This window comes from Mesorhizobium sp. RCAM 06353, assembly GCF_059683585.1.
Genome location: NZ_CM185031.1, coordinates 4,932,835 through 4,953,039, shown reverse-complemented (window position 1 = coordinate 4,953,039; position 20,205 = coordinate 4,932,835). Strand labels below are relative to the sequence as shown.

The 20,205-nt window shown below is 60.2% G+C and carries 24 protein-coding genes; 10 read left to right on the top strand and 14 right to left on the bottom strand.

Annotated features, from left to right (window positions below):
• Positions 1-37 precede the first annotated feature (37 nt).
• Positions 38-736 carry a CBS domain-containing protein gene (locus tag AC56QX_RS23870; protein ID WP_497110999.1) on the top strand — a complete coding sequence of 233 codons (699 nt, stop codon included), beginning with the start codon at positions 38-40 and terminating at the stop codon, positions 734-736.
• 367 nt (positions 737-1,103) lie between these two features.
• Positions 1,104-1,864 (top strand): IS5 family transposase gene (locus tag AC56QX_RS23865; protein WP_497109867.1). Its coding sequence is split into 2 segments (ribosomal slippage): positions 1,104-1,431 and positions 1,431-1,864, totalling 762 coding nucleotides; the frame shifts between segments, so codons are not numbered across the junction.
• A 28-nt stretch (positions 1,865-1,892) separates the two neighbouring features.
• Here the strand turns inward: AC56QX_RS23865 and AC56QX_RS23860 are convergent.
• The 4 genes from AC56QX_RS23860 to AC56QX_RS23845 all read right to left on the bottom strand — a co-directional run bounded on the left by AC56QX_RS23860 (position 1,893) and on the right by AC56QX_RS23845 (position 4,977).
• A protein-coding gene (locus AC56QX_RS23860) for an IS630 family transposase (RefSeq protein ID WP_497110998.1) occupies positions 1,893-2,841 on the bottom strand; the annotation gives its coding sequence in 2 pieces (ribosomal slippage) (positions 1,893-2,504 and positions 2,506-2,841; 948 coding nt in all).
• A gap of 188 nt (positions 2,842-3,029) precedes the next feature.
• Complete coding sequence (locus AC56QX_RS23855) at positions 3,030-3,467, bottom strand: pseudoazurin (protein ID WP_497117861.1); 438 nt, start codon at positions 3,465-3,467, stop codon at positions 3,030-3,032.
• Between the two features lie 294 nt (positions 3,468-3,761).
• The gene (locus AC56QX_RS23850) at positions 3,762-4,457 is read right to left on the bottom strand and encodes a VIT1/CCC1 transporter family protein (RefSeq protein WP_497110997.1); all 696 of its coding nucleotides are present in this window, start codon (positions 4,455-4,457) and stop codon (positions 3,762-3,764) included.
• A gap of 4 nt (positions 4,458-4,461) precedes the next feature.
• The gene (locus AC56QX_RS23845) at positions 4,462-4,977 is read right to left on the bottom strand and encodes a cytochrome b (protein WP_497110995.1); all 516 of its coding nucleotides are present in this window, start codon (positions 4,975-4,977) and stop codon (positions 4,462-4,464) included.
• Between the two features lie 216 nt (positions 4,978-5,193).
• Between AC56QX_RS23845 and AC56QX_RS23840 the strand changes: the two genes are divergently transcribed.
• Genes AC56QX_RS23840 through AC56QX_RS23830 form a run of 3 tightly spaced genes read left to right on the top strand, consistent with a single transcriptional unit; the run spans position 5,194 to position 8,223 of the window.
• A complete protein-coding gene (locus AC56QX_RS23840; protein WP_497110994.1) occupies positions 5,194-5,967 on the top strand; it encodes an FMN-binding protein in 774 nt (257 codons plus the stop codon).
• 25 nt (positions 5,968-5,992) lie between these two features.
• Positions 5,993-6,715: an FAD:protein FMN transferase gene (locus tag AC56QX_RS23835; protein WP_497110993.1), complete on the top strand. Its 723-nt coding sequence runs from the start codon at positions 5,993-5,995 to the stop codon at positions 6,713-6,715.
• Positions 6,712-8,223: an RnfABCDGE type electron transport complex subunit D gene (locus tag AC56QX_RS23830; protein ID WP_497110992.1), complete on the top strand. Its 1,512-nt coding sequence runs from the start codon at positions 6,712-6,714 to the stop codon at positions 8,221-8,223. Before AC56QX_RS23835 ends, AC56QX_RS23830 begins: the two co-directional genes overlap by 4 nt.
• A gap of 7 nt (positions 8,224-8,230) precedes the next feature.
• Here the strand turns inward: AC56QX_RS23830 and AC56QX_RS23825 are convergent, their stop codons facing one another.
• Genes AC56QX_RS23825 through AC56QX_RS23815 form a run of 3 tightly spaced genes read right to left on the bottom strand, consistent with a single transcriptional unit; the run spans position 8,231 to position 10,538 of the window.
• Positions 8,231-9,574: a sensor histidine kinase gene (locus AC56QX_RS23825; protein ID WP_497110991.1), complete on the bottom strand. Its 1,344-nt coding sequence runs from the start codon at positions 9,572-9,574 to the stop codon at positions 8,231-8,233.
• Positions 9,574-10,239, bottom strand: coding sequence for a response regulator transcription factor (locus AC56QX_RS23820; RefSeq protein ID WP_497110990.1), 666 nt, complete (start codon positions 10,237-10,239; stop codon positions 9,574-9,576). Before AC56QX_RS23820 ends, AC56QX_RS23825 begins: the two co-directional genes overlap by 1 nt.
• A complete protein-coding gene (locus tag AC56QX_RS23815) occupies positions 10,239-10,538 on the bottom strand; it encodes a PepSY domain-containing protein (protein WP_497110989.1) in 300 nt (99 codons plus the stop codon). Before AC56QX_RS23815 ends, AC56QX_RS23820 begins: the two co-directional genes overlap by 1 nt.
• Before the next feature lie 155 nt (positions 10,539-10,693).
• On the opposite strand from AC56QX_RS23815, the gene AC56QX_RS23810 reads away from it, so the two are divergent.
• The 3 genes from AC56QX_RS23810 (at position 10,694) to AC56QX_RS23800 (ending at position 12,340) form a co-directional block, all read left to right on the top strand.
• A complete protein-coding gene (locus AC56QX_RS23810; protein WP_497110988.1) occupies positions 10,694-10,927 on the top strand; it encodes a hypothetical protein in 234 nt (77 codons plus the stop codon).
• Between the two features lie 120 nt (positions 10,928-11,047).
• Complete coding sequence (locus AC56QX_RS23805; protein WP_497110986.1) at positions 11,048-11,515, top strand: DUF2231 domain-containing protein; 468 nt, start codon at positions 11,048-11,050, stop codon at positions 11,513-11,515.
• A gap of 126 nt (positions 11,516-11,641) precedes the next feature.
• Positions 11,642-12,340, top strand: coding sequence for a CBS domain-containing protein (locus AC56QX_RS23800; RefSeq protein WP_497110985.1), 699 nt, complete (start codon positions 11,642-11,644; stop codon positions 12,338-12,340).
• A gap of 77 nt (positions 12,341-12,417) precedes the next feature.
• Here the strand turns inward: AC56QX_RS23800 and AC56QX_RS23795 are convergent, their stop codons facing one another.
• From AC56QX_RS23795 to AC56QX_RS23775, 5 genes are all read right to left on the bottom strand, one after another.
• A complete protein-coding gene (locus tag AC56QX_RS23795) occupies positions 12,418-12,966 on the bottom strand; it encodes a hypothetical protein (protein ID WP_497110983.1) in 549 nt (182 codons plus the stop codon).
• Between the two features lie 108 nt (positions 12,967-13,074).
• Positions 13,075-13,344, bottom strand: a complete 270-nt coding sequence (locus AC56QX_RS23790; RefSeq protein ID WP_044551386.1) for a DUF6455 family protein — start codon at positions 13,342-13,344, stop codon at positions 13,075-13,077.
• Positions 13,345-13,439: 95 nt separating this feature from the next.
• The gene (locus AC56QX_RS23785) at positions 13,440-13,895 is read right to left on the bottom strand and encodes an NUDIX hydrolase (RefSeq protein WP_497110981.1); all 456 of its coding nucleotides are present in this window, start codon (positions 13,893-13,895) and stop codon (positions 13,440-13,442) included.
• A 4-nt stretch (positions 13,896-13,899) separates the two neighbouring features.
• Positions 13,900-16,548, bottom strand: coding sequence for a magnesium-translocating P-type ATPase (gene mgtA, locus AC56QX_RS23780; protein ID WP_497110980.1), 2,649 nt, complete (start codon positions 16,546-16,548; stop codon positions 13,900-13,902).
• Positions 16,548-17,357: a universal stress protein gene (locus AC56QX_RS23775; protein ID WP_497117859.1), complete on the bottom strand. Its 810-nt coding sequence runs from the start codon at positions 17,355-17,357 to the stop codon at positions 16,548-16,550. Before AC56QX_RS23775 ends, mgtA begins: the two co-directional genes overlap by 1 nt.
• A gap of 185 nt (positions 17,358-17,542) precedes the next feature.
• Here AC56QX_RS23775 and AC56QX_RS23770 point away from each other — a divergent pair, with 185 nt between their 5' ends.
• Together AC56QX_RS23770 and fixJ are read left to right on the top strand one after the other, a co-directional pair.
• Positions 17,543-19,099, top strand: a complete 1,557-nt coding sequence (locus tag AC56QX_RS23770; RefSeq protein WP_497110978.1) for a PAS domain S-box protein — start codon at positions 17,543-17,545, stop codon at positions 19,097-19,099.
• Complete coding sequence (gene fixJ / locus AC56QX_RS23765; protein WP_497110977.1) at positions 19,086-19,700, top strand: response regulator FixJ; 615 nt, start codon at positions 19,086-19,088, stop codon at positions 19,698-19,700. The genes AC56QX_RS23770 and fixJ overlap by 14 nt, the downstream gene beginning before the upstream one ends.
• Here the strand turns inward: fixJ and AC56QX_RS23760 are convergent.
• Entirely contained in the window at positions 19,697-19,969 is a 273-nt protein-coding gene (locus AC56QX_RS23760) for a hypothetical protein (RefSeq protein WP_497110975.1), read from the bottom strand. The genes fixJ and AC56QX_RS23760 overlap by 4 nt on opposite strands.
• Entirely contained in the window at positions 19,926-20,165 is a 240-nt protein-coding gene (locus AC56QX_RS23755) for a hypothetical protein (RefSeq protein WP_497110973.1), read from the bottom strand. The genes AC56QX_RS23760 and AC56QX_RS23755 overlap by 44 nt, the downstream gene beginning before the upstream one ends.
• Between the last annotated feature and the right edge of the window lie 40 nt (positions 20,166-20,205).

The window sequence follows — 20,205 nt, the reverse complement described above, 5'->3', positions numbered from 1 at the left end:
GTCCCATCGTCGTCTGGCGAAAAATCAGGAGGTGAGGATGCAAGCCGAAGCCATAATGACGAAGCCGGTCGTCACGACGGATGCGAACGCGACGATTGCCGAAGCGGTCGAGCTCATGATCTCAAACAAAGTCAGCTGCCTCCCGGTAACGGACAGCGACGGTGCCCTGGTCGGCATTGTAAGCAAAAGCGACTTCTTGCGCCGAGAGGAACTTGGGACTCAGCGGGTGCGTCCTCGCTGGTTGGAGTTTGATCTTGGCCCGGGCACAACCGCCCACGACTATTTGCGCTCGAACGGACGGATCATCCATGAGGTGATGACCTCAGTCGTCATTTCGGCGCCTCCAGGTGCGTCTATTGCCCATATTGTCGACTTGATGATGCAACACCGCATCAACAATGTGCCGATTGTCGATCGGGAAAGGGTCGTGGGCATCATCACGCGAACTGATTTGCTGCTTGTCCTGATCCGCGCAATGCCGAAACTGGGCAGCACCACGCCACCCGATGACGACCTGATCCGCAAGGCCATACTTGCCGAGCTGCAGAGACAATCGTGGAGCGGTGGTGACTTGATTGATGTGCAGGTCAGCGGCGGCGTCGTCGAACTGACGGGGGCGATTGTCGACGAGCGTCAACGGAAGGCAGCGATCGTTGCGGCGGAGAACGTTGCCGGCGTCGGGCAAGTCAAGGACAGCCTCCGTACAGATCCGTTCTCGGTCATGGTGGTTTCGTAGTGCGAAAACGGGGCCGGAAAGCCGAGGGCCTATCGGGTTCTGCTTTCCTCCCACGTCCCCTTGGCCTTAACCCGTCGGCGACGTCCTTCAGCATATCGCGCTCGTCATGCTTGGCCCGTCCGGGCCGAATGCGCCCTCTGTGAAAACGCACTTCACCGGCTAGGGATTTTGGCCGCGAGCTGGGTGTTCAGCTGCGGCGAACTGCTCGGATCATTGGGACCACCCTCACCTCTCATTTGACGCAATTCCGGACGGAAAACCGTTCACACTTTTCCTGGAATTGCTCTAGGCTGTAGTGACAAATTAACGACTTGGGATTCCCATCGCGAGGCAAATCAGATTCAAGGCTGACTTTTGGAGGTCGGCTTTGGAAGGTGAGGTTCTACGCGACGATCAGTGGGAGCAGATCAAGCCTTTTGTGCCGGGTGGGCGCAAGGGCAAGCGGGGTCCGCGTAGCGATGGTCGGCGCTTCTTCGATGCGCTTTTATGGATCGCTCGGTCAGGCGCGCGCTGGCGCGACCTGCCGGAGCGGTTCGGCCCGTATCAGAGGGCAAAGCGACGTTACTACCGCTGGATCGAAGCGGGCGTGTTCGACCGGCTGTTCGAAGCCATCAGCAGGCATCCAGATATGGAATGGCTGATGATCGACGCGACCGTTATCCGCGCTCAGGCCCAGGCTGCTGGAGCCCGGCGTAAAAGGGGGGATCTGAAGCCCAGGCTCTCGGCCGCTCGCGTGGTGGGTTCGGCACCAAGCTCCATGCCGTCGTAGATGCGCTCGGCCTACCGGTCCGCTTCGAGATCGGCCCCGGCCAGCAAAACGACATGGCAGCGGCCTGCGGTCTGATCGAGGGGATTGCAGCAGGCCAAGTGATCGCCGACCGCGCTTATGATGCCGATCGACTGCATGATGTGATCCTCGACCAAGGCGGTGAACCGGTCATCCCGCCGCGGCGCCATCGCAGATACCAACACAGCTATGACAAGATCGCCTACAAAAACCGCTGGGGCATCGAGGCCTTCTTTGCAAAGCTCAAGCAGTGGCGGCGCATCGCAACGCGCTACGACAAAATCGCCGCCAACTTCCTCGGCTTCGTCAAGCTCGCAGCCATCATGCTCTGGCTCAAATGATTAAATTGTCACTACAGCCTAGAGCCTTTCACGTTTTGACGGAAGCGTAGCCTGCGTTTTGGAAGTAGTTCTTGCATTCGGCTGCCTCGATGGTTTCGACGAGGTGGCCGATGTAGCGCCAAGTGTCCTCGACGGTGCGTTTCTGAGCTTGGCGCATCCAGTGTTTGATCTTGGCGAAGGCCTGCTCGATGGGATTGAGGTCTGGAGAGTAGGGCGGCAGGTACCAAAGCCTGGCGCCGGCAGCCTTGATCATCTGCCTGATGGCCGCCGACTTATGACTTCCCAGATTATCCATGACGACGATGTCGCCGGGCTTCAGAACGGTGACGAGCTGCTGCTCGACATACGCGCGAAAGCATTGGCCGTTGATCGGTCCGTCGAAGACGCAAGGTGCTGCGAGCCGATCCCAGCGCAGCGCGCCAAGGAAGGTCAGCGTGCGCCAGTGGCCGTGCGGCGCCAGACCGCGCAGCCGCTTGCCCTTCGGCCCCCAACCTCGCAGCGGAGCCATGTTGGTCTTGATCCAGGTCTCATCAATGAAGACCAGGCACCGCGGATCGAGACCGGTCTGCCAGGATCGCCATCGCTGACGCCTGCGGGCAATATCAGCGCGTGCCTGCTCAAGGGCGAACAGCGTTTTTTTTGAAGCTCAGGCCCTCGCGGCGCAGGAACAGCCACACCGTATTGTGCGAGACCTTGACCCCGCGCGCATCCAATTCGTCCTTCAGCCGATGCAGCGTCAGTTCAGAGGTCTGATTGATCCGCTCCACGATGAAGGCCCGATGCGGCTCCAGAACGCGCTTGCGGTGTCCGCCCATCTTGCCCGGCGCCACCGATCCGGTCGCACGGTAACGCTGCGACCACTTCACTACAGAGGAAACTGCAACGCCAAAGCGCGAGGCAACCGCACGGCAGGTCTCCCCCTCGCCAACTGCCGCTACTGCACGCTCACGAAGATCATTTGAAAGCGCTCGCGTCATCAGATGCTGGCCTCCAATCCAGCCAGCATCTTGAATCACAAACACCCTTCTTTGGGAATCCTACGATTCTCTCAAAACAGGAAACGCTCTAATCTGCATCTCCAAATGAACAGGGCCGGATGAACCGCCGCCCTCGGTCCGTCCGGCCCGTGCCCGCCTCACTTATGGCAGGCAGACTGTATGATGCTTCAGTTAGCCGGAACCTGGGTGAAAAGGTCGGCGAACACCGTTTTTGCTTTCCCAGGATGCTTGACCCCCTTGGCGGTATCGAGATTGACTGGCTTGCCGACAACGATCAGTGCGACCATGCCCATGCCGTAGTGGGGCGCGCATTTGACGCCGTAGACGCCTTCCTTTGTCAGCGTGACGGTGATTTCCTCACTAGGCTTTCCCTTGAAAGGCTCGGCGCCGTCCGGAATCATGCCCTTGATCGACTCGGCGTCATGCGTCTTGTCGGTCGGCACGAACTTCACGGTGTCGCCAGGAGCGGCCTTCACGAAGGCGGGCTGGAAAACCATGGCGCCTTTTTCGCCCTTATTGAGCATTTGCACCACGTGTTCTTCGGCGTTTGCGCCGCTGGCGAGCGCCAGGATGGAGACTGCGGCGGCGAGGATGGAGAGTTTCATCGATTTATCCTTTGTTTCGTCTTCGCGGCATTGCGCCGTTCCATGCCATTTAGCCTGATGCGACTGGGAACAATTTGCGCTGGCGCAAACTCGGGATAAGATCGGACAGCCGACGCAGAGCATCTTGTGTCTCACCAGCACAGTCAGCGTTGCCGGCCATTTCCTGATGATTTCGTCGACGAACATGTCCGGGCGTCTCCGCGATTTGCGAAGCTGTTCCCAAATCTCGTTCGGACCGCCCTCGTTGCGCTTTCACAACTTCATAGAAACTGGCGCTGAACCATCTCGGGACCGTCAGATGGCGGTGCCAACGACGGCACCGATACCCGCGGTCAGCGCCATTGCCAGCGCGCCCCAGAAGGTGACGCGAACAGTTGCCCTCAACACATTGGCGCCGCCGGCCTTGGCCCCAATGGCGCCCAGCACGGCCAGGAACAGGAGTGAGGCAACAGACACCGTTGCGGCAAGCCAGGCGGCCGGCGATGCAAGCACCATCGCCAATGGCATGGCCGCGCCAACCGAAAATGCGGCCGCAGACGTCAGCGCGGCCTGGATTGGTCTGGCCGTCGTCACCTCCGAAATACCGAGTTCGTCGCGCGCGTGGGCACCAAGCGCGTCCTTCGCCATCAATTGGTCGGCAACCTGCAAGGCAAGCGTTGGCTCCACGCCACGTTTGACATAGATGTCCGCAAGCTCCTGCCGCTCGAAATCCGGCTGTGTCGCCAGTTCCCCTTTCTCACGCGCAAGGTCGGCTTGTTCGGTGTCGGACTGTGAGCTGACCGAGACATACTCGCCTGCCGCCATCGACATCGCACCGGCGACCAGTCCGGCGATGCCGGCCACCAGAACATTGGAGGCCGCGGCATCGGCTGCCGCCACGCCAACGATCAGGCTTGCCGTCGACACAATGCCGTCATTGGCGCCGAGCACGGCAGCGCGCAACCAGCCGACGCGGGATACAAGATGGTTTTCAGTGTGCAGCCGGCTCATGACATCACGACGCCCGCCGTCCAGGTCGCAGCATCCTGACCAGCACATCTGATTTCACATAGAAATGTTGCCATAGCGCCGCGGCGGCATGGAGGCCGACGGCAATGATGATTACCGGCTTGGCGAGTTCGTGAATCTCACCCATCGCTCGAAAGCTGAAGAACCATGCCAGCGCCCCGGTAATCGGCATCCCGAAAATGAAAAGATACAACAGGAAATGGGCGGTCGCGGCAAGCCGCTTCAGCAGGACGCTTTCTGCGGGCGGCGCCGCCGGCACACCATGCCGTAGACGGACCGCAAGCCGCCAGATCGCCAGCACCAGAACTGCCAAACCGACATAGGCATGAATATTCGCATCGAACATGTCGCCAACTGCAGGCTCGGCGCCGCGCGAGAACGCCCGGTAAGCCGGCTTGATGTCCTCACCGATTACAAGCTGAAGGATGATAAGCCCCGCGATTGTCCAATGCAGCAATATCTGGGTTCCGGTGTATCCGGCCGGCTCGTTGGCAACAATCATGGACAGCTACCTCGCTTGGGAGAACCTTCCTACCTCGCCGCCTATGCGACAATCTTGATCTAGGACAAGCCAATTTGCCGTCCCCCCTCGAGCTTTGACTGTCCTCGCAGTTAGCCCCCGCCTGACAGCCAGTTGTCAGCTTGGTTGTGGGATATTGCCTCCGAAGCGGACCGGAGGGGTCACCTTTGCAATGTACAATGTGGAAGCACCATTCCGATGAAACAGATTGCCCTGTCACTTTTGGTGATCGCCGCCTCGGGCGCTTATGTCTGGGATCAGGCCGGCAAGGATCCGGCAAACGATATGCTCGGCGAGGCGCTGCCGGCCGACGCAGCAGAAGCGCCCTCCGTGCAGCCAAAAGAGCCCGCATCCGCTGCGGCTTTGCCGGTGCTCCGCACCTCGCCGGCGCCCCTCGATCCCCGGTTCAGGACAAGGTTCCCGATTGCCCGGGAAACGACGGCTGGCATAGCCGTGCGCGCCGAACGGCCAAATGATCCAGTCAAACAGACAGTGGTTCCAGTGGCACCACAACCGTCGCCAGCGCCGCCCGCGCAGCCAGTGGCGCCGGCTGTCACCGATCCTGCGTCATCAACGCCTTCATTCGCCGTAACGCCCGCCATCTACATATCAGTCCCGCAGCCGAGGCCGGCATATCCGGATGCACCAGCACGTGTCGTCCGGGTGGGCATGAAGCTCGCCGCAAAGGGCTATGCCGATGGCGTCTACACCGGCCCCGCGGCCGATGCCTACTACGGCATCATCCAGATTCAGGCCCTCGTACAGGGCGGGCAGCTTACGGCGCTGAAAGTGTTGAAATATCCCTCCGATCGCCGCACCTCCGTCAACATCAACAGGCAGGCGCTGCCCATGCTGCGCGACGAAGCGATCAGCGCCCAGAGCGCCAATGTCGATATTATTTCGGGCGCGACGCTGACCAGCAGGGCTTTCATCCAGTCGCTGCGCGGCGCGCTGAAGAAAGCGTCGTCTTAGGACCATGCGCGACACGCGAATTTTGATGGGCATGCCCATCACGGTCGACATCGGCGGCGCGTCGGCCGGTGAGTTGATCGACACGGTTTTCGGCTATTTCGAGCATATCGACCGGCGCTTCAGCACGTACCGGGCCGACAGCGAGATCGCGGCCATCAACCGCGGCGACGTTCCGGTCGTCGACTGGAGCGGCGAGATGATGGAAGTGCTGGCCATTGCCAAACAGACGAACGACGAGACGGATGGATACTTCGATATTCGCAAGCCCGACGGTTCGCTCGATCCTTCCGGCATCGTCAAGGGCTGGGCCATTCGCAATGCGGCCGGGATCGTTCAACGGGCCGGCATCAGCGATTTCTTCATCGAGGCCGGCGGCGATATCCAGTCCTGCGGCAAGAATGCATCGGGCCATGACTGGAGCGTCGGCATCCGCAATCCCTTCAACGCGGACGAGATCGTAAAGGTCGTCTATCCCCGCGGTCGCGGTGTCGCAACCTCCGGCACCTATGTCCGCGGTCAACACATCTACAATCCGCACGGAATTGGCAGCCCGATCCAGGACATCATCAGCCTGACCGTGATCGGAACCGACGTGCTCGAAGCCGATCGTTTCGCCACCGCGGCCTTCGCCATGGGTCGGGACGGCATTCTCTTCATCGAGCAGACGCCCGGCCTGGAGGGCTATCTCGTCGATGCCAATGGCCGCGCCACGCCGACAACCGGGTTCGGAGCCCTTTGCCTGCCATGATCAAGACCATCGACCGATTTCTCGATCACCTGACCATGTACAGGCTTGTCCTCTACTATCTGATGGCGCTGGTCGGCGCGGCGTTCGTGCTCGGCTTCGTCAAGCTGGTGCCACATGATCCGATTGCGCTTGCCTTCACGACGGCGCTTGCGCTGGCCGCCTGCTGGATCACCAACAAGGTCTTTGCGCATGTCTTCGCAGTCCCGGCCAACAACGAGTCCGTCTACATCACCGCACTCATCCTGGCCCTTATCCTCGATCCTGTTGCGGTTACGGACATAAAGGGGATTGCGGCGGTGGCATTCGCAGCCGTCTGGGCGATTTCATCCAAGTTCATTTTCGCCATCGGACGGAAGCACCTTTTCAACCCGGCTGCGCTGGGCGTGGCGCTGTCCGCGCTGCTGCTCGACCAACCGGCCACATGGTGGGTGGGCGGCAATCTGCCATTGCTTCCGCTCGTGCTCATTGGCGGCATGCTTATTGTCCGGAAACTGCGCCGGCTTGACCTTGTCTCGACCTTCGTTGTCGTGGCGCTGGCGACCATTCTGGCAACCACGGACCCGTCGCAATACTGGACCGCGCTCCCAGAGACATTGGGTTCATCGCCGCTGCTGTTCTTTGCCTTAGTGATGCTGACCGAGCCGCTGACGGCACCGACGATGCGATGGCCGCGCATCGCCTTTGCCGCCATCGTCGGCTTTCTGTTTGCTCCCAACATCCATATCGGCTCGTTCTATTTCACCCCGGAACTGGCGCTGCTCGCCGGCAACCTGTTTGCCTATGCGGCGGGCCCCAAGGGACGCTTTGTGCTGACGCTCGAACGCATCGAGCAATCAGCCGTCGACAGCTTTGACTTCATCTTCCGGTCGCCGCGCAAGCTCGCCTTTGAAGCCGGCCAGTATCTCGAATGGACGCTTGGCCTCGATCGTGCCGACAATCGCGGCAACCGCCGCTATTTCACGGTCGCATCGGCGCCGACGGAGGAAACAGTCCGCCTCGGCGTCAAGTTCTATCCGCAATCGAGCGCCTTCAAGCGCGAATTGATGACCATGAAGCCGGGCAGCACGATCCACGCCGCGCAACTGGCCGGCAACTTCACGCTGCCCGCCCGGCGTGAAACCAAGATCGCGTTCCTGGCCGGAGGCATCGGCATCACGCCGTTCCGCTCGATGCTGCAATATCTCCTCGACCGCAAGGAGCGGCGACCGATCGTCATCCTCTACGGAACCGAAGGCCAGCAGGACATCGCTTATCGCGAGGTGCTTGGCGCAGCCAGACAGGAGCTTGGTATCAAGACGATCCACGCTGTGGCGCGCGGTGGCGAGCGCGGGCAATATCCCGGATACATCGACGAGCGCCTGATACGTCTGGCAATACCCGACTACCTCGAGCGCACTTTCTACATTTCCGGCCCGCAGGCGATGGTCAAGGCGCTGCGCCAGAAGCTGCTGGCCATGGGCGTTCGCCGCTCGAAGATAAAGGTCGACTATTTCCCGGGTTTTGCCTGAAGCACGCTCAACTGTGTCGCGGCAATGAAATGGTCACAACAAGGCCCGGATCGGCGTTGGCCATGGCAAGGCGTCCACCATAGGCTTCGACGATATCGGATACGATGGCCAGGCCAAGACCGCTGCTGCCGCCCTTGCTGTCGAGCTGGACACCACGTGACAGCGCGGACTCCCGGTCGGCATCCGGTATACCTGGGCCATCATCGGCGACGGTGACGGTCACCTCGTCCCAGGCAGTGGATGCACCGACACGGACTGACGATTTTGCATAGCGCGCGGCATTCTCGACCAGATTGCCGAGAACTTCTGACAAGTCGCCTTCGTCGATTGGCGCCGTCAGATCTTCCGCGACATCCAGCTTGAAAGAAAGCTGCTTGCCGCTTGGTGTCCGTTTGACGACGGCAATGACGCCAGCCGCGACGTCCGACACGAGGCAGGATGCCTTGCCGGAAACGCCGGGGGCGAGGCGCGCGCGCGCGAGCTCCCGCTCGACATGGCGTCGGATCGCTCCGGCGCTCTTTTCGATCTCGTCAGCCAGATCCGTCTCGCCTTTCTTGCGCAAGGCCCGAATGTCGGCCGACAGCACTTGCAGCGGTGTCTTGAGGCCATGCGCCAGATCGGTGGCGCGCGAGCGGGCTCGCGCAAGCGCCTTCTCCTGGGCATCGAGAAGACGATTGATTTCGTCCGCGAGCGGCTGGACCTCGCTTGGCGCCACCACATCGAGCCGTGCTGATCGCTGCGCAATCACGTTTCTGACCGAAACCCGCAAGGTCTCCAGAGGCGCAAGACCGACGGTGATCTGGATGAAGAAGGCCGCCATGAGAGCAATGGCGAGCAGAACAAGGGCTGGCGCAAGATCGCGGACATACCCATCGATGGATTCCTTCACCGTTTGATGGTCTTCCGCCACGACGGCGCGAAACGATCGGCCACTGGCGTCGATGATCGTGCGCTCGACGGCGATGGTAAGCTCCCCCTGTGGCCCCTTGAATTCCTTGATCTCCCTGAATTCGCCGTTAGTTGCGCGATCAGGCAAGGCAAGCGTCGCGTCCCATAGTGAACGCGAGCGGACAAGGTTGCCGGAACCAGTGTCCTGCACCTGCCAGTAGTGGCCGGAAAAAGGAATGGAGAAACGTGGGTCGGCCAAGGTCGCCCGGACCGAAACCCGGCCATCGGCGGCGAAATTGGTCGCGCCGATAAGATCGTTCAGGTCGACTGTCAGCTCGCTGACAACGCGCCGCTCGACGTTCAGTTCGAACAGATAGCGCAATCCAACGCCGGCGATAGCGAGTGCGACAAGGATCGAGATCGTCGCCGCCAACCAGAGCCTGAACCGGATCGAGTTGCCCATCAGCGGGAATCGTCGGGCATCAGATACCCGAATCCGCGCCTCGTTTCGATGACGTCGCTCCCGAGCTTGCGACGCAGGCGCGCGACGATCACCTCGATCGTGTTCGGATCGCGGTCGTTGCCTGAATCGTACAAATGCTCGGCAAGTTCGGTCGGCGCCACCACCCGGCCGGCGTGGTGCATCAGAAACGCCAGGAGCCGGTATTCCAGCGGCGAAAGCGCAACGGGAATGCCGCGTAGCGAAATGCGCATCTGGCGTGTGTCCAAGAGCAGCGGCCCGGACCGCAACACGGGTGCCGCCTGGCCGGCCGAGCGACGCAGGATTGCCCGTAACCGGGCGAGCAGTTCTTCCATTTCGAAAGGCTTGGGAAGATAGTCGTCAGCACCGGAATTGATGCCGTCGACGCGTTCGGTCCACATGCCTCTTGCGGTCAGGATGAGAACCGGAAACCTGCGCTCATTGGCCCGCCAACGTTTCAAGACCGTAAGGCCATCGAGCTTGGGCAATCCGAGATCCAGAATCGCGGCGTCATAATTCTCGACATCGCCTGCGAACCAGGCAGCTTCACCATCCTTTACGATATCGACCGCCATTCCGGATGCCTTGAGGGCGGTCGCGATATCGGCAGCGATACGGGGCTCGTCTTCGGCCAGGAGGATCTTCATCAGTCACCCTCCCCATCGCGCATGATGGCGCCGGCGCCGGCGTCGACGTCGACGGTCTTTCGCCGGCCATCGGCACCCACGACCTGAAAACGGTAGACCCATCTGTCGGCCTTGCGGATGAGATCGACCGCAACAACATCGCCAGGAGCTTTGGCGCGGACAACGTCAAGTATATTGGCAAGGCCCTTGATTTCGCCGCGTTCGTACAAATCCCGCGCCCGGTCATGGTCGCCGTCATCGTCCTCGTCGGCACGGGCAGCGAGAGGCATTGCCAGGACAAGTCCCGCGAGACCCAGCACCGCCAAACGCTTCCATTGTCTTTTCATCAGCAAGGCATGTCGCACGTTGCAGCTTTCAATTTGCTGTCAGTTATCCTCAGCCCACAGCAAGCAAAGGGTCCATATCAAGGCATCATCGCGTCCAATCATGGCCGCGCTGAGAAGGATACGAGACCATGCGCAACTCCATGCTTGTCCTTGCAGCACTTGCAAGCCTCACGATCTTTGCCCTGCCGGCGGCAGCTGAATCGGACGAAGGATCATGTGGGGCGTCATCGTCTGTTGTCCCATCCGGTCCGATCGATCTGCAGGCCATCCCCATGCAGGACGCCTCCACCCCGAAAGCCATCAAGGGCGGCGAAGATGCGTGTGACGACCAGCAAGGCGATGAAGCCGACGATAACGACTAGGTCTTCCCTACGCTGTGCGTGGCCCACCGCAGCACATGACGCTTGCCGATGTCGTGGGCCAAGGCTCGCTGCAAAGCCGGCCAATCATCCAAGTCTCTTGCCAATTTCTGGAGAGTTTTCGTGATCCCCATTCAACATATCCACCCCATGCTTGTTCATTTTCCTATTGTTCTGATCTACATGCTCGTGGCTATCGACCTTGTAGCGCTGGTTGGCGGCAGCGCCGTCACCAGGAGATCGGGCGCCGGTACGATCTCTACTTTTGTGGCCCTGGCTGCCGGAATGTTGGCTATGGGGACCTGGTTCTTCGGAGGTCTTGCGCTGGATCATGCCGAAGCGGCCGGCTTCAGCAGCGACATCGCGGAGATCCACGAGAGCCTGGGAGGTATCACTGCCCTTGCCTTCCTGATCTGGGGACTTGTGAGGCTCACGCTTTGGATACGGAATCGCGAGTTTCGGGCTGTGACCATCGCCATTCCTCTGATCGAAGTTTGCGGAGCATTTCTGGTCACTGCAACGGCCTACTACGGTGGACTGCTTGTCTACGAACTTGGGGTGAACGTCGCCAAGACCGCGATAGCCGGTTGACCGGTTCGCGCCCCGTCATTCAAGGTTTTGGACTATTTGCCTCGACGGAAAAATGATTCAGATCAAGGCGCTTCGTTCATGTGAAGTCTAAAGAAGCCGGACGTTGGAAAACTCCGGAGAGCGAACATGCAAGCCGAAGCCATCATGAGCAAACCAGTCGTCGGCATAGACCCGTCCGCATCGATCGCCGAGGCGGCCGGGTTGATGCTCTCCAAAAAGGTCAGCGGCCTCCCCGTCATTCGCAACGACGGCAGGCTGGTGGGGATCGTCAGCGAGGGCGATTTCCTGCGACGCGGGGAACTGGGCACGGAGCGCAAGCGCTCGCGCTGGCTGGAATTTCTCGTCAGCCCCGGAAAGGCCGCCGACGAATATGTCCGCGCCAATGGTCGACGGGTTGAGGAGGTGATGTCGCAAGATGTCGTGACGGCATCCCCTGCAGCATCGCTCGCGAAAGTCGTCGAGCTCATGACGCGTCACCATGTCAAACGCATTCCGGTCGTCGAAGCTGGGAAAATCGTCGGCATCATCACTCGCTCTGATCTTCTGCGGGCATTGCTGGGCGTCCTTCCTGATGGAGCTGCTACGGTCATCGATGACGAACAGATTCGGCAGAACATCATTGGCAAGCTTACGACGCAGAAGTGGGCCGGCAACGACTTGATCAACGTAACTGTAGACAAGGGCGTGGTGACACTGAGCGGCGCCATCTTCGACGAACGCGAGCGCCAGGCAGCGATAGTCGCTGCCGAAAACGTCTCCGGCGTCAATGCTGTCAAGGATAATCTCTTCTGCGCCGATCCCGTCTCGGTCGTCCTTGTTTCGTAGCGGAGTAGACCATTGATCCGCACCGAGGCACCATTGCCTCTCTGTGTTGCTAGTCCTCGCCCAAGGCTTCGCCGCGCTTAGGGCGCAACCAGGGGTATCAACGGTCGAAGGAGCAACAGGGCAAAGCCAATAAGCGCCGCGCCCGCAACTTTTTCTACCAGTGTTTTGCCACCGCTGAAGTGCCGACCCAGCAAAAGCCACACCGATCCGGTGGCGGCTGTCATTACCAGCAGCGCAACCCAGAAGATCCCCAGCGCGCGCGGCTCGATGTTCATCGGCACGATAGCCAGGCAATAGATGAAGGCCTTCGGATTGAGAGCACTGGTCACCGCAACAGAAATGGCGTCGCCGCTTTTGGAAGCGTTGATCCGAGCGCTCACCGTTAGACGCAAGCCAAGAATGACGAGCCACCCGGCTGCTACCAGCCTGAGTATCTGAATAGTATCGGACGACATGAAGGGACGCAGTGAAAACCAGCACGCGGATGCGATCCCGTATCCGCATGCCTGAGCGGCCAAGAGCTTGACCGCTTTCTCTCGCTTCACCGACCCCGCCAGCAAAAGAGCGTTGGTTGGCCCTGGTGCGACAAAGAGCAGGAATGCTTCCAGAAAAAATAGAGTGTCCAACTGCCTGGTCCCGTGGAATGCAAACCTATCAACTGCAAAACTCGGTTTGCGTTGACTCTCGTCAAAACACGGACAGCACGACATCGTCCAGGCGGAGTACTCGAATGACTACCGTTGGCCGGCCGCATGCTGCAGTCGAGCGATCAGGTCGCTGTTGCGGCAATAGTCTGGCGGGTTATCGGCTTGCTGGTGTTCGTCGAGCCAGACCGAGCATTCGTCCTGATGCCCGCAGGAACGGCAGCGATCCACTGCCCGGCTGGTGACGGCGGCATGGTCGGCTACGACTTTCAATTGTCTGTCGACGCCGAGCTTCCGCATCATGCGGTCCATCAAGGTGGTTCTGGCATCAACTGAAATCAGGTAATCGAGAAAGGTCATGGTGATCACTCCTGCCTACCGGCCATCATTGGCATGTTGGCGGCCGGCGGCGTTGATCTCGATCAACAGACGATCATCTGACAACCTCTTGAGCGCTAAACCGAAGCGACGAGGCGGTCGAGAAATGGCCGTTGACCGACAACCAGCTTGTCTCTGGCCAGTGCTAAATCCAGCCATTCACCACGATCGACCTCGGCAAACGATTGTACTCGGCCGCTGCGTGGCGGCCATTCCATCTCAAACAGGTTGCTGCGCAACGTCGCGGTATCGAAGTCGCCTTCGAACGCGAATGCCGTGATGAGTTTGCCTCCTCGCTGGCGCAATTGACCCAAAGTGAGCAGGGCCCCCTTGGGCTCCCAGCCTGTCTCTTCCCTGAATTCGCGCCGTGCCGCTGCTTCGGGCAGCTCGCTTTCGTCATACTCGCCTTTGGCAATCGACCAGGCACCAAGATCACGTCTTTGCCAGAACGGGCCGCCAGGATGGACAAGCAGCACCTGCAGCCCCTTGTTCGATCCACGATAGGGCAGAATGCCTGCGCTTCTTTTCATCATCGCTTCAAGCCTCCCCACGGCCCTGTGATCCCGAGTAGGCTGCATGTGGCTTGGATCCGCTTTGGACCAACTGCCCCGCCCTCTTCCGGAGCGACTGACGCTTCTCTTGTCCGAAAAACCAGCGCTTGGTCGCCTCCGAGGCGAGTAGATAGAGCGCGGTAATTGCGACAAGCCCGGCAAGCACGGGCAGAGGCAAGGGCACGAAGCCGAACCAGGTTGCAAACGGCAGGTAGGGGATCATGATCGCGATAATCCCGACAGCCAACGTAAGCCAGGCAAGCAACGGGCTTGGACGGCTCGCCCAGAAAGCCCTGTGCGTGCGCACAATGAGCACAATGGCAAGCTCCGTCAGCAACGACTCGACAAACCACGCGGTCTGGAATGCGGCCTCCGTGGCATGCGCGAAGAACAGAAGGAATGCGAAGGTCGCAAAGTCGAACAGCGAACTGACCAAGCCAAAGCTGATCATGAACCGCCGCACAAAACGGATATCCCAGTGGCGAGGCCGGCGCAGTTGGTCGGGATCGACGTTGTCGCTTGCAATGGCGAGTGAAGGAACGTCGGAAAGGAAATTGTTGAGCAGGATCTGCTTGGCCAGAAGCGGCAGGAAAGGCAGGAACAGCGAGGCAACAGCCATGCTGATCATGTTGCCGAAATTGGCGCTGGTGGTGATGGAAATGTACTTCATCGTGTTCGCGAAGGTCTTGCGGCCATCGTCGACGCCGCGCACCAGCACGCCGAGATCCTGCTTGAGAAGGATGATATCGGCCGCTTCGCGCGCGACATCGACAGCGGTGTCGACCGAGATGCCTATGTCTGCTTCATGGAGCGCGGGCGCATCATTGATGCCGTCGCCAAGATAACCAACGACATGGCCCCTGCTCCGCAAGGCCTGAACGATGCGTTCCTTCTGGTTGGGATCGATCTCGACGAACAGGTCGGTGTGCTGCACGCCTGCAAAGAGCGCGCTCTTCGTCAATTTCGACAGCTCCTCGCCGGTCATGATCCTGTCGGCGCGCAAGCCGATCGCCTGGGCGAGATGCGCGGCAACGTAACGGTTGTCTCCAGAAATGACCTTTACCGCAATGCCGCGCTGGGCGAGCTCGGCAAGCGTCTCCTTGACGCCTTTCTTTGGCGGGTCGAGGAAAAGCAGGAAGCCCGCAAAGGCGAGATCGATCTCGTCTTTCCTGCTGAACGTTTTCGCGCTCTCAAACCGACGGATTGCCAGGCCCAGAACGCGGTAGCCGTCCGCGCTCCAGCGCCGGAATTTTTCGTCGATTGCCGCACGACGCATTTCATTGAGAGGTTCCAGCCCCTTGGCCGTTCGGACGAAGCTGCAGGTTTCGAGGACATTTTGTACGGCACCTTTGCTAATCAGAAGGTCCTGGACGTCCTTGGTCCGCGCCACGACGGATAGCCGCTTGCGAATGAAATCATAGGGGATTTCGTCGACTTTCGTGAAAGCCGCCAATGATGCGCCCTCGCCCGGCGCGCCGGCGATTGCCTCGTCCAGCGGGTTCTTCAGTCCGGTCTGCAGGGTCGCGTTGAGACGTGCCCAGAGCAGAACATCGGTTGACGGACTGCCATCGACATCGAGCCATCCATCCAGGTGGATGACGCCTTCCGTCAGCGTCCCCGTCTTGTCGGTGCACAGCAGATCCATGCTGCCTAGGTTCTCGATGGCATCGAGACGGCGCACGATGACGCCATTGGCGGCCATGGCGCGGGCACCACGAGCAAGGGTCACACTGATAATAGCCGGGAGAAGCTCGGGCGTGAGGCCCACCGCGAGTGCCAGCGAAAACAGCAGCGACTCAATCAGCGGTCGCTGCAGCAGCAGATTGGCGAAGAACACCAGGATGACGATCGCCAGCATGATCTCGGTCATCAGATAGCCGAACAGCCGGATGCCTCGGGCAAACCCTGTTTCGGGGATTTGTCGCTCCAGGGTCGCGGCGATCGACGCGAACTCCGTGCGGGTGCCGGTTGCTGCTGCAAGCACGGTTGCGGTGCCGCTACGGACGGACGTTCCCGTAAAGACCGCATTGGTGCGTAGTGTGAGCGCGGCATCCGGCGCCGATCGTCCCGGTGTCTTCACGGCGGGAAAGGTCTCGCCGGTCAGCACAGCCTCGCTGACATTGAAATCGCGCGCATCCAGAATGATACCGTCGGCAGGGATGAGATTTCCGGCCGAAAGCCGGATCACGTCGCCCGGCACGATATCTTCGGCGGCGATCGAGCACTCGGCGCCGTCGCGCAACACAATAGCCTTGCGCGAAATACGCTGTTTCAGTGCTTCGGTCGCCCGCGACGCACCGTACTCCTGGGTGAAGCTCAGGACGCAGCTTGCCAGCACGATCGCGCCGATGATCGCAGCCTCCTGGCCCTCCCCGACGAAGGCCGACACGCTGGCCGCGAAAATGAGGATCAGGACCAGCGGGCTGCGGAACTGACGGGCAAACACTGCCAAGGCCGACGCGCTTGACGTCGACGCTGGTGTGTTTCGGCCGAATTTTGCGAGCCTCGATGCCGCTTCGGACGAAGCCAGCCCCGAGACTGAGGTCTCAAGACGTAGCAGGAGGTCATTGGTCTCGATCGACCAATAGGCACCGTCCTCTGGCGAGACGGATTGCTGGCCGGCTTCGCCTATCATCAGTACGACATGAAGCGGTTGATGCCACTCTCTTCGATCAGCGTGCGGGTAACGCCGCCGAACGCCCATTCCCGCAAGCGGCTATGGCCATAAGCACCCGAGACGATGAGGTCGACATGAATCGAGCGTGCGAATGTCAGCAGCCGGTCGCCGTCAGCCTCGCCGGCGATCAGCTCGGTTTGCGCCTTGATGCCATGGTGTTCGAGAAAGACCGCGACATCGGCGAGGCTGTCACGAATGCTTTCGTCGCGGTCGGTGTCAATCGTGACGATCACCACTTCGCTGGCTTTGGCCAGGAAAGGCAATGCATCAACCATCGCCCGCCGTGCCTCCCTGGTGTCTTTCCACGCTACGAGAACGGTTTTTGCAAGGATGTGCTCGACGTTGGTTGCGGCGACCAGAACCGGACGCCCGGCACCCAGTGTCAGACTGCCGACATCCACGGCGCGAAACACATTGTCTCCTGTCTGGCCGGTAATGATAAGATCGGCCGCTCTGGCCGAAACGCTGAGGAACCGGGTCGGGCTGCAAACAGCCTGGCCCCATTCGCTAAAGATCGACGCAGGAACCAGCCTCTCGAACTCGGCACGCAATTCGGCAAGCCGCTTTTCGATTTCCGTCCGTTGGATCTGCATGATCTCGCCTTCGTAGACCATGCCTTCGCCGGTCGCGACCAGGGGCGGAACATCGGCTGCCGCCAAGCCGATAAGACGGGCTCCGAACCGTTCCGCGAGCTCGACCCCCACCTTTACAATGGGTGCAGGAGCCGCATCGATGGCGAGGTTGACGATGATTGACTTGTAAGACATTGCGGACGCCTTTCGCGGAACGATGGAATGCGTGATGAATTGCATTCGCCCGCGTCCAATGCCTTGATGCGCGTCAAAGATCGCCAACCGCATCTGCACACGAAATCGTCGGCTCGATCCGTTTTGCTGTGCGGCGAGAAGTGATAGTTACCCCGGTAGCACCGTCTCGAACCCAGGAACTTCAGGTGATCAAAGACGAAGCGCTCAGTTTGTCGCCCGGCGGAACGACACTGAAATCACTGTTGTCGCAAATGTTCGATCAGGCTCCGGGCTTTATAGCGCTCCTGCGCGAGCCAGGTCACGTTTTCGAACTGACCAATGCCGCCTACCAGCGATTGATCGGCCACAGGCAAGTGATTGGAAAGTCAGTACGGGACGGTTTTCCCGAGCTCGAAGGGAATGAGTTTTTCGAACATCTGGACCATGTGTACACGACTGGCGAGCCTTACATCGGCCACGGGGTGAAGGTTGGCCTTCGCAACACAACCGACGGGCCGGTCGAGGAGCGCATCCTTGATTTCGTCTATCAGCCGGTCAAGGCCGACGATGGCCGTATCACCGCGATCTTCATTGAAGGCACGGATGTCAGCGACCTGTCCTTTGCAAACGCAGCACTTCGGCTGCGTGAGGACCATTTGCGATCGATCCTGGCAACAGTGCCGGACGCGATGGTCGTCATCGACGAACAGGGTGGGATTCAATCCTTCAGCACCGCTGCCGAAACGCTGTTCGGCTACCAGTCAAGCGAAGTCATTGGTCAAAACGTAAAAATGCTGATGCCCTCGCCCTACCGCGACGAGCATGATGCCTATCTGCTTCGCTACCTGACGACGGGAGAGCGCCGGATCATCGGGCTCGGCCGCACCGTTACCGGCGCGCGCAAGGATGGCACGACTTTCCCAATGGAGCTTTCCGTTGGCGAGATGCATCCGGGAACCGGACGCTTCTTTACCGGCTTCTGCCGCGATCTGACCGAACGCCACCGGGCGGAGGCAAGAATCCAGGAGCAGCAGCAGGAGCTCCTCCACATGGCGCGCTTTACAGCACTTGGCGAAATGGCATCGACGCTTGCCCATGAGATCAACCAGCCACTGACCGCGATTACGAACTACCTCAAAGGCAGTCGTCGGCTGCTTGAGAAGAGCCAGGACGAGAATGCGCCTATGCTTCGGGATGCCGTCGAAAGGGCAGCTGAGCAGGCATTGCGGGCAGGCGACGTCATCCGTCACCTGAGGGATTTTGTAGCCAGGGGCGAAAGCGAGCGTCAGGTCGAACGACTGCCGGTTCTCATCGAGGAAGCCGCATCGCTGGCCCTGGTTGGCGCGAGGGAGATAAATCTCCTTGTCAGCTACAAGCTTGACCCTGCCGCCGAACTGGTCTTGACCGATCGCATCCAGATTCAGCAGGTTCTGCTCAACCTGATGCGCAACGCGGTGGAGGCCATGCAGGACGCGCCGCGCCGCGAATTGAAAGTCACAACCATTGCCCGGGATGATGGGATGGCCGAGGTAAGCGTGATCGATACAGGCCCGGGTCTCGCGCCGGAGGTCTCGGCCCAGCTCTTCCAGCCGTTTGTAACGACGAAGAAGCAAGGCATGGGTGTCGGCCTTTCTATTTGCCGCACCATCGTTGAATCGCACGGTGGCCATATATGGGCCGAGGTCATGCCGGCCGGCGGAACCGCTTTCCGGTTCACCTTGCGCATCGTAGAGAAGGAAGAGATCACAAATGGCCCACAGTGATCTGGTGCACGTGGTCGACGACGACGTCGACGTCCGCAAATCGCTCGGTTTTCTTCTGGCAACAGCAGACTTCGCAGTACGCCTGCACGAATCGGCCACCGCTTTTCTCTCAACGGCGACTGGCCATCTCGACGGCTGCATTGTCACCGATGTGCGCATGCCGGGCATAGACGGCATCGAGTTCCTGCGCCAGCTCAGAGCAGGCGGACATACAGTTCCGGTGATTGTCATGACGGGTCATGCCGACGTGGCGCTTGCCGTTCAGGCAATGAAGGAAGGCGCTGCCGATTTCATCGAAAAGCCATTCGACGACGAGATGCTGATCGAGGCGATCCGCTCCGCGCTGGCCAACCGCAACCAGGCAAACGCGGCGCATCCCCAGTCCGCGGATATCCGCGCGCGTCTGTCGACCCTGTCTGAACGCGAGCGGCAGGTGCTGAATGGACTTGTTTCGGGCCTGCCGAACAAGACGATTGCCTACGATCTGGGGATCAGCCCGCGCACGGTGGAGATACATCGGGCCAATGTCATGAGCAAGATGGGCGCAAGCAGCCTGTCACATCTCGTGCGCATGGCGCTGATCGTGGAATCCCGACCCTAGGGAGAACCTTCGAGAGGGTTGCTAGTGCTGGCCTGACCCTTCACCTCTTCCCAGTCGCGCCAGTGGGTCGGACGGATGTCGACACGGGCGCCGGTGGTGGCATTTTTCCAACCTTCGCGGACCTTTATGCAGGGAAATACCAGCGCATGCGCCCCCTCCTCGTCGAAGACGGCGAGTTCGAGGCCGCGACCATAAGGTGCGCTTAGGATAGGGTTCCACATCGCATCAAAATCTTCGCAAACGGTACGTTGCGCATTGATCTGCATCATTTTCTGGAATCGCCGAAACGGCACACGCGTTGCCGGGCGTCGGGCTGATGTGGCTAACAGTTCTTGCGGCAGAGGCCATATCGTCATCGGTGCCAATCACATGCACAGCGCGGGCAAGCCAATTGATTGCGAACGCAACGCCAATATCTGATCGGGCGCTCATCGCGACGGCTGCGTTTTCCCTGAAATGCTTCATGACCCCACTCCGTCGACGGCCGGCCATCTTAGGACAGCTG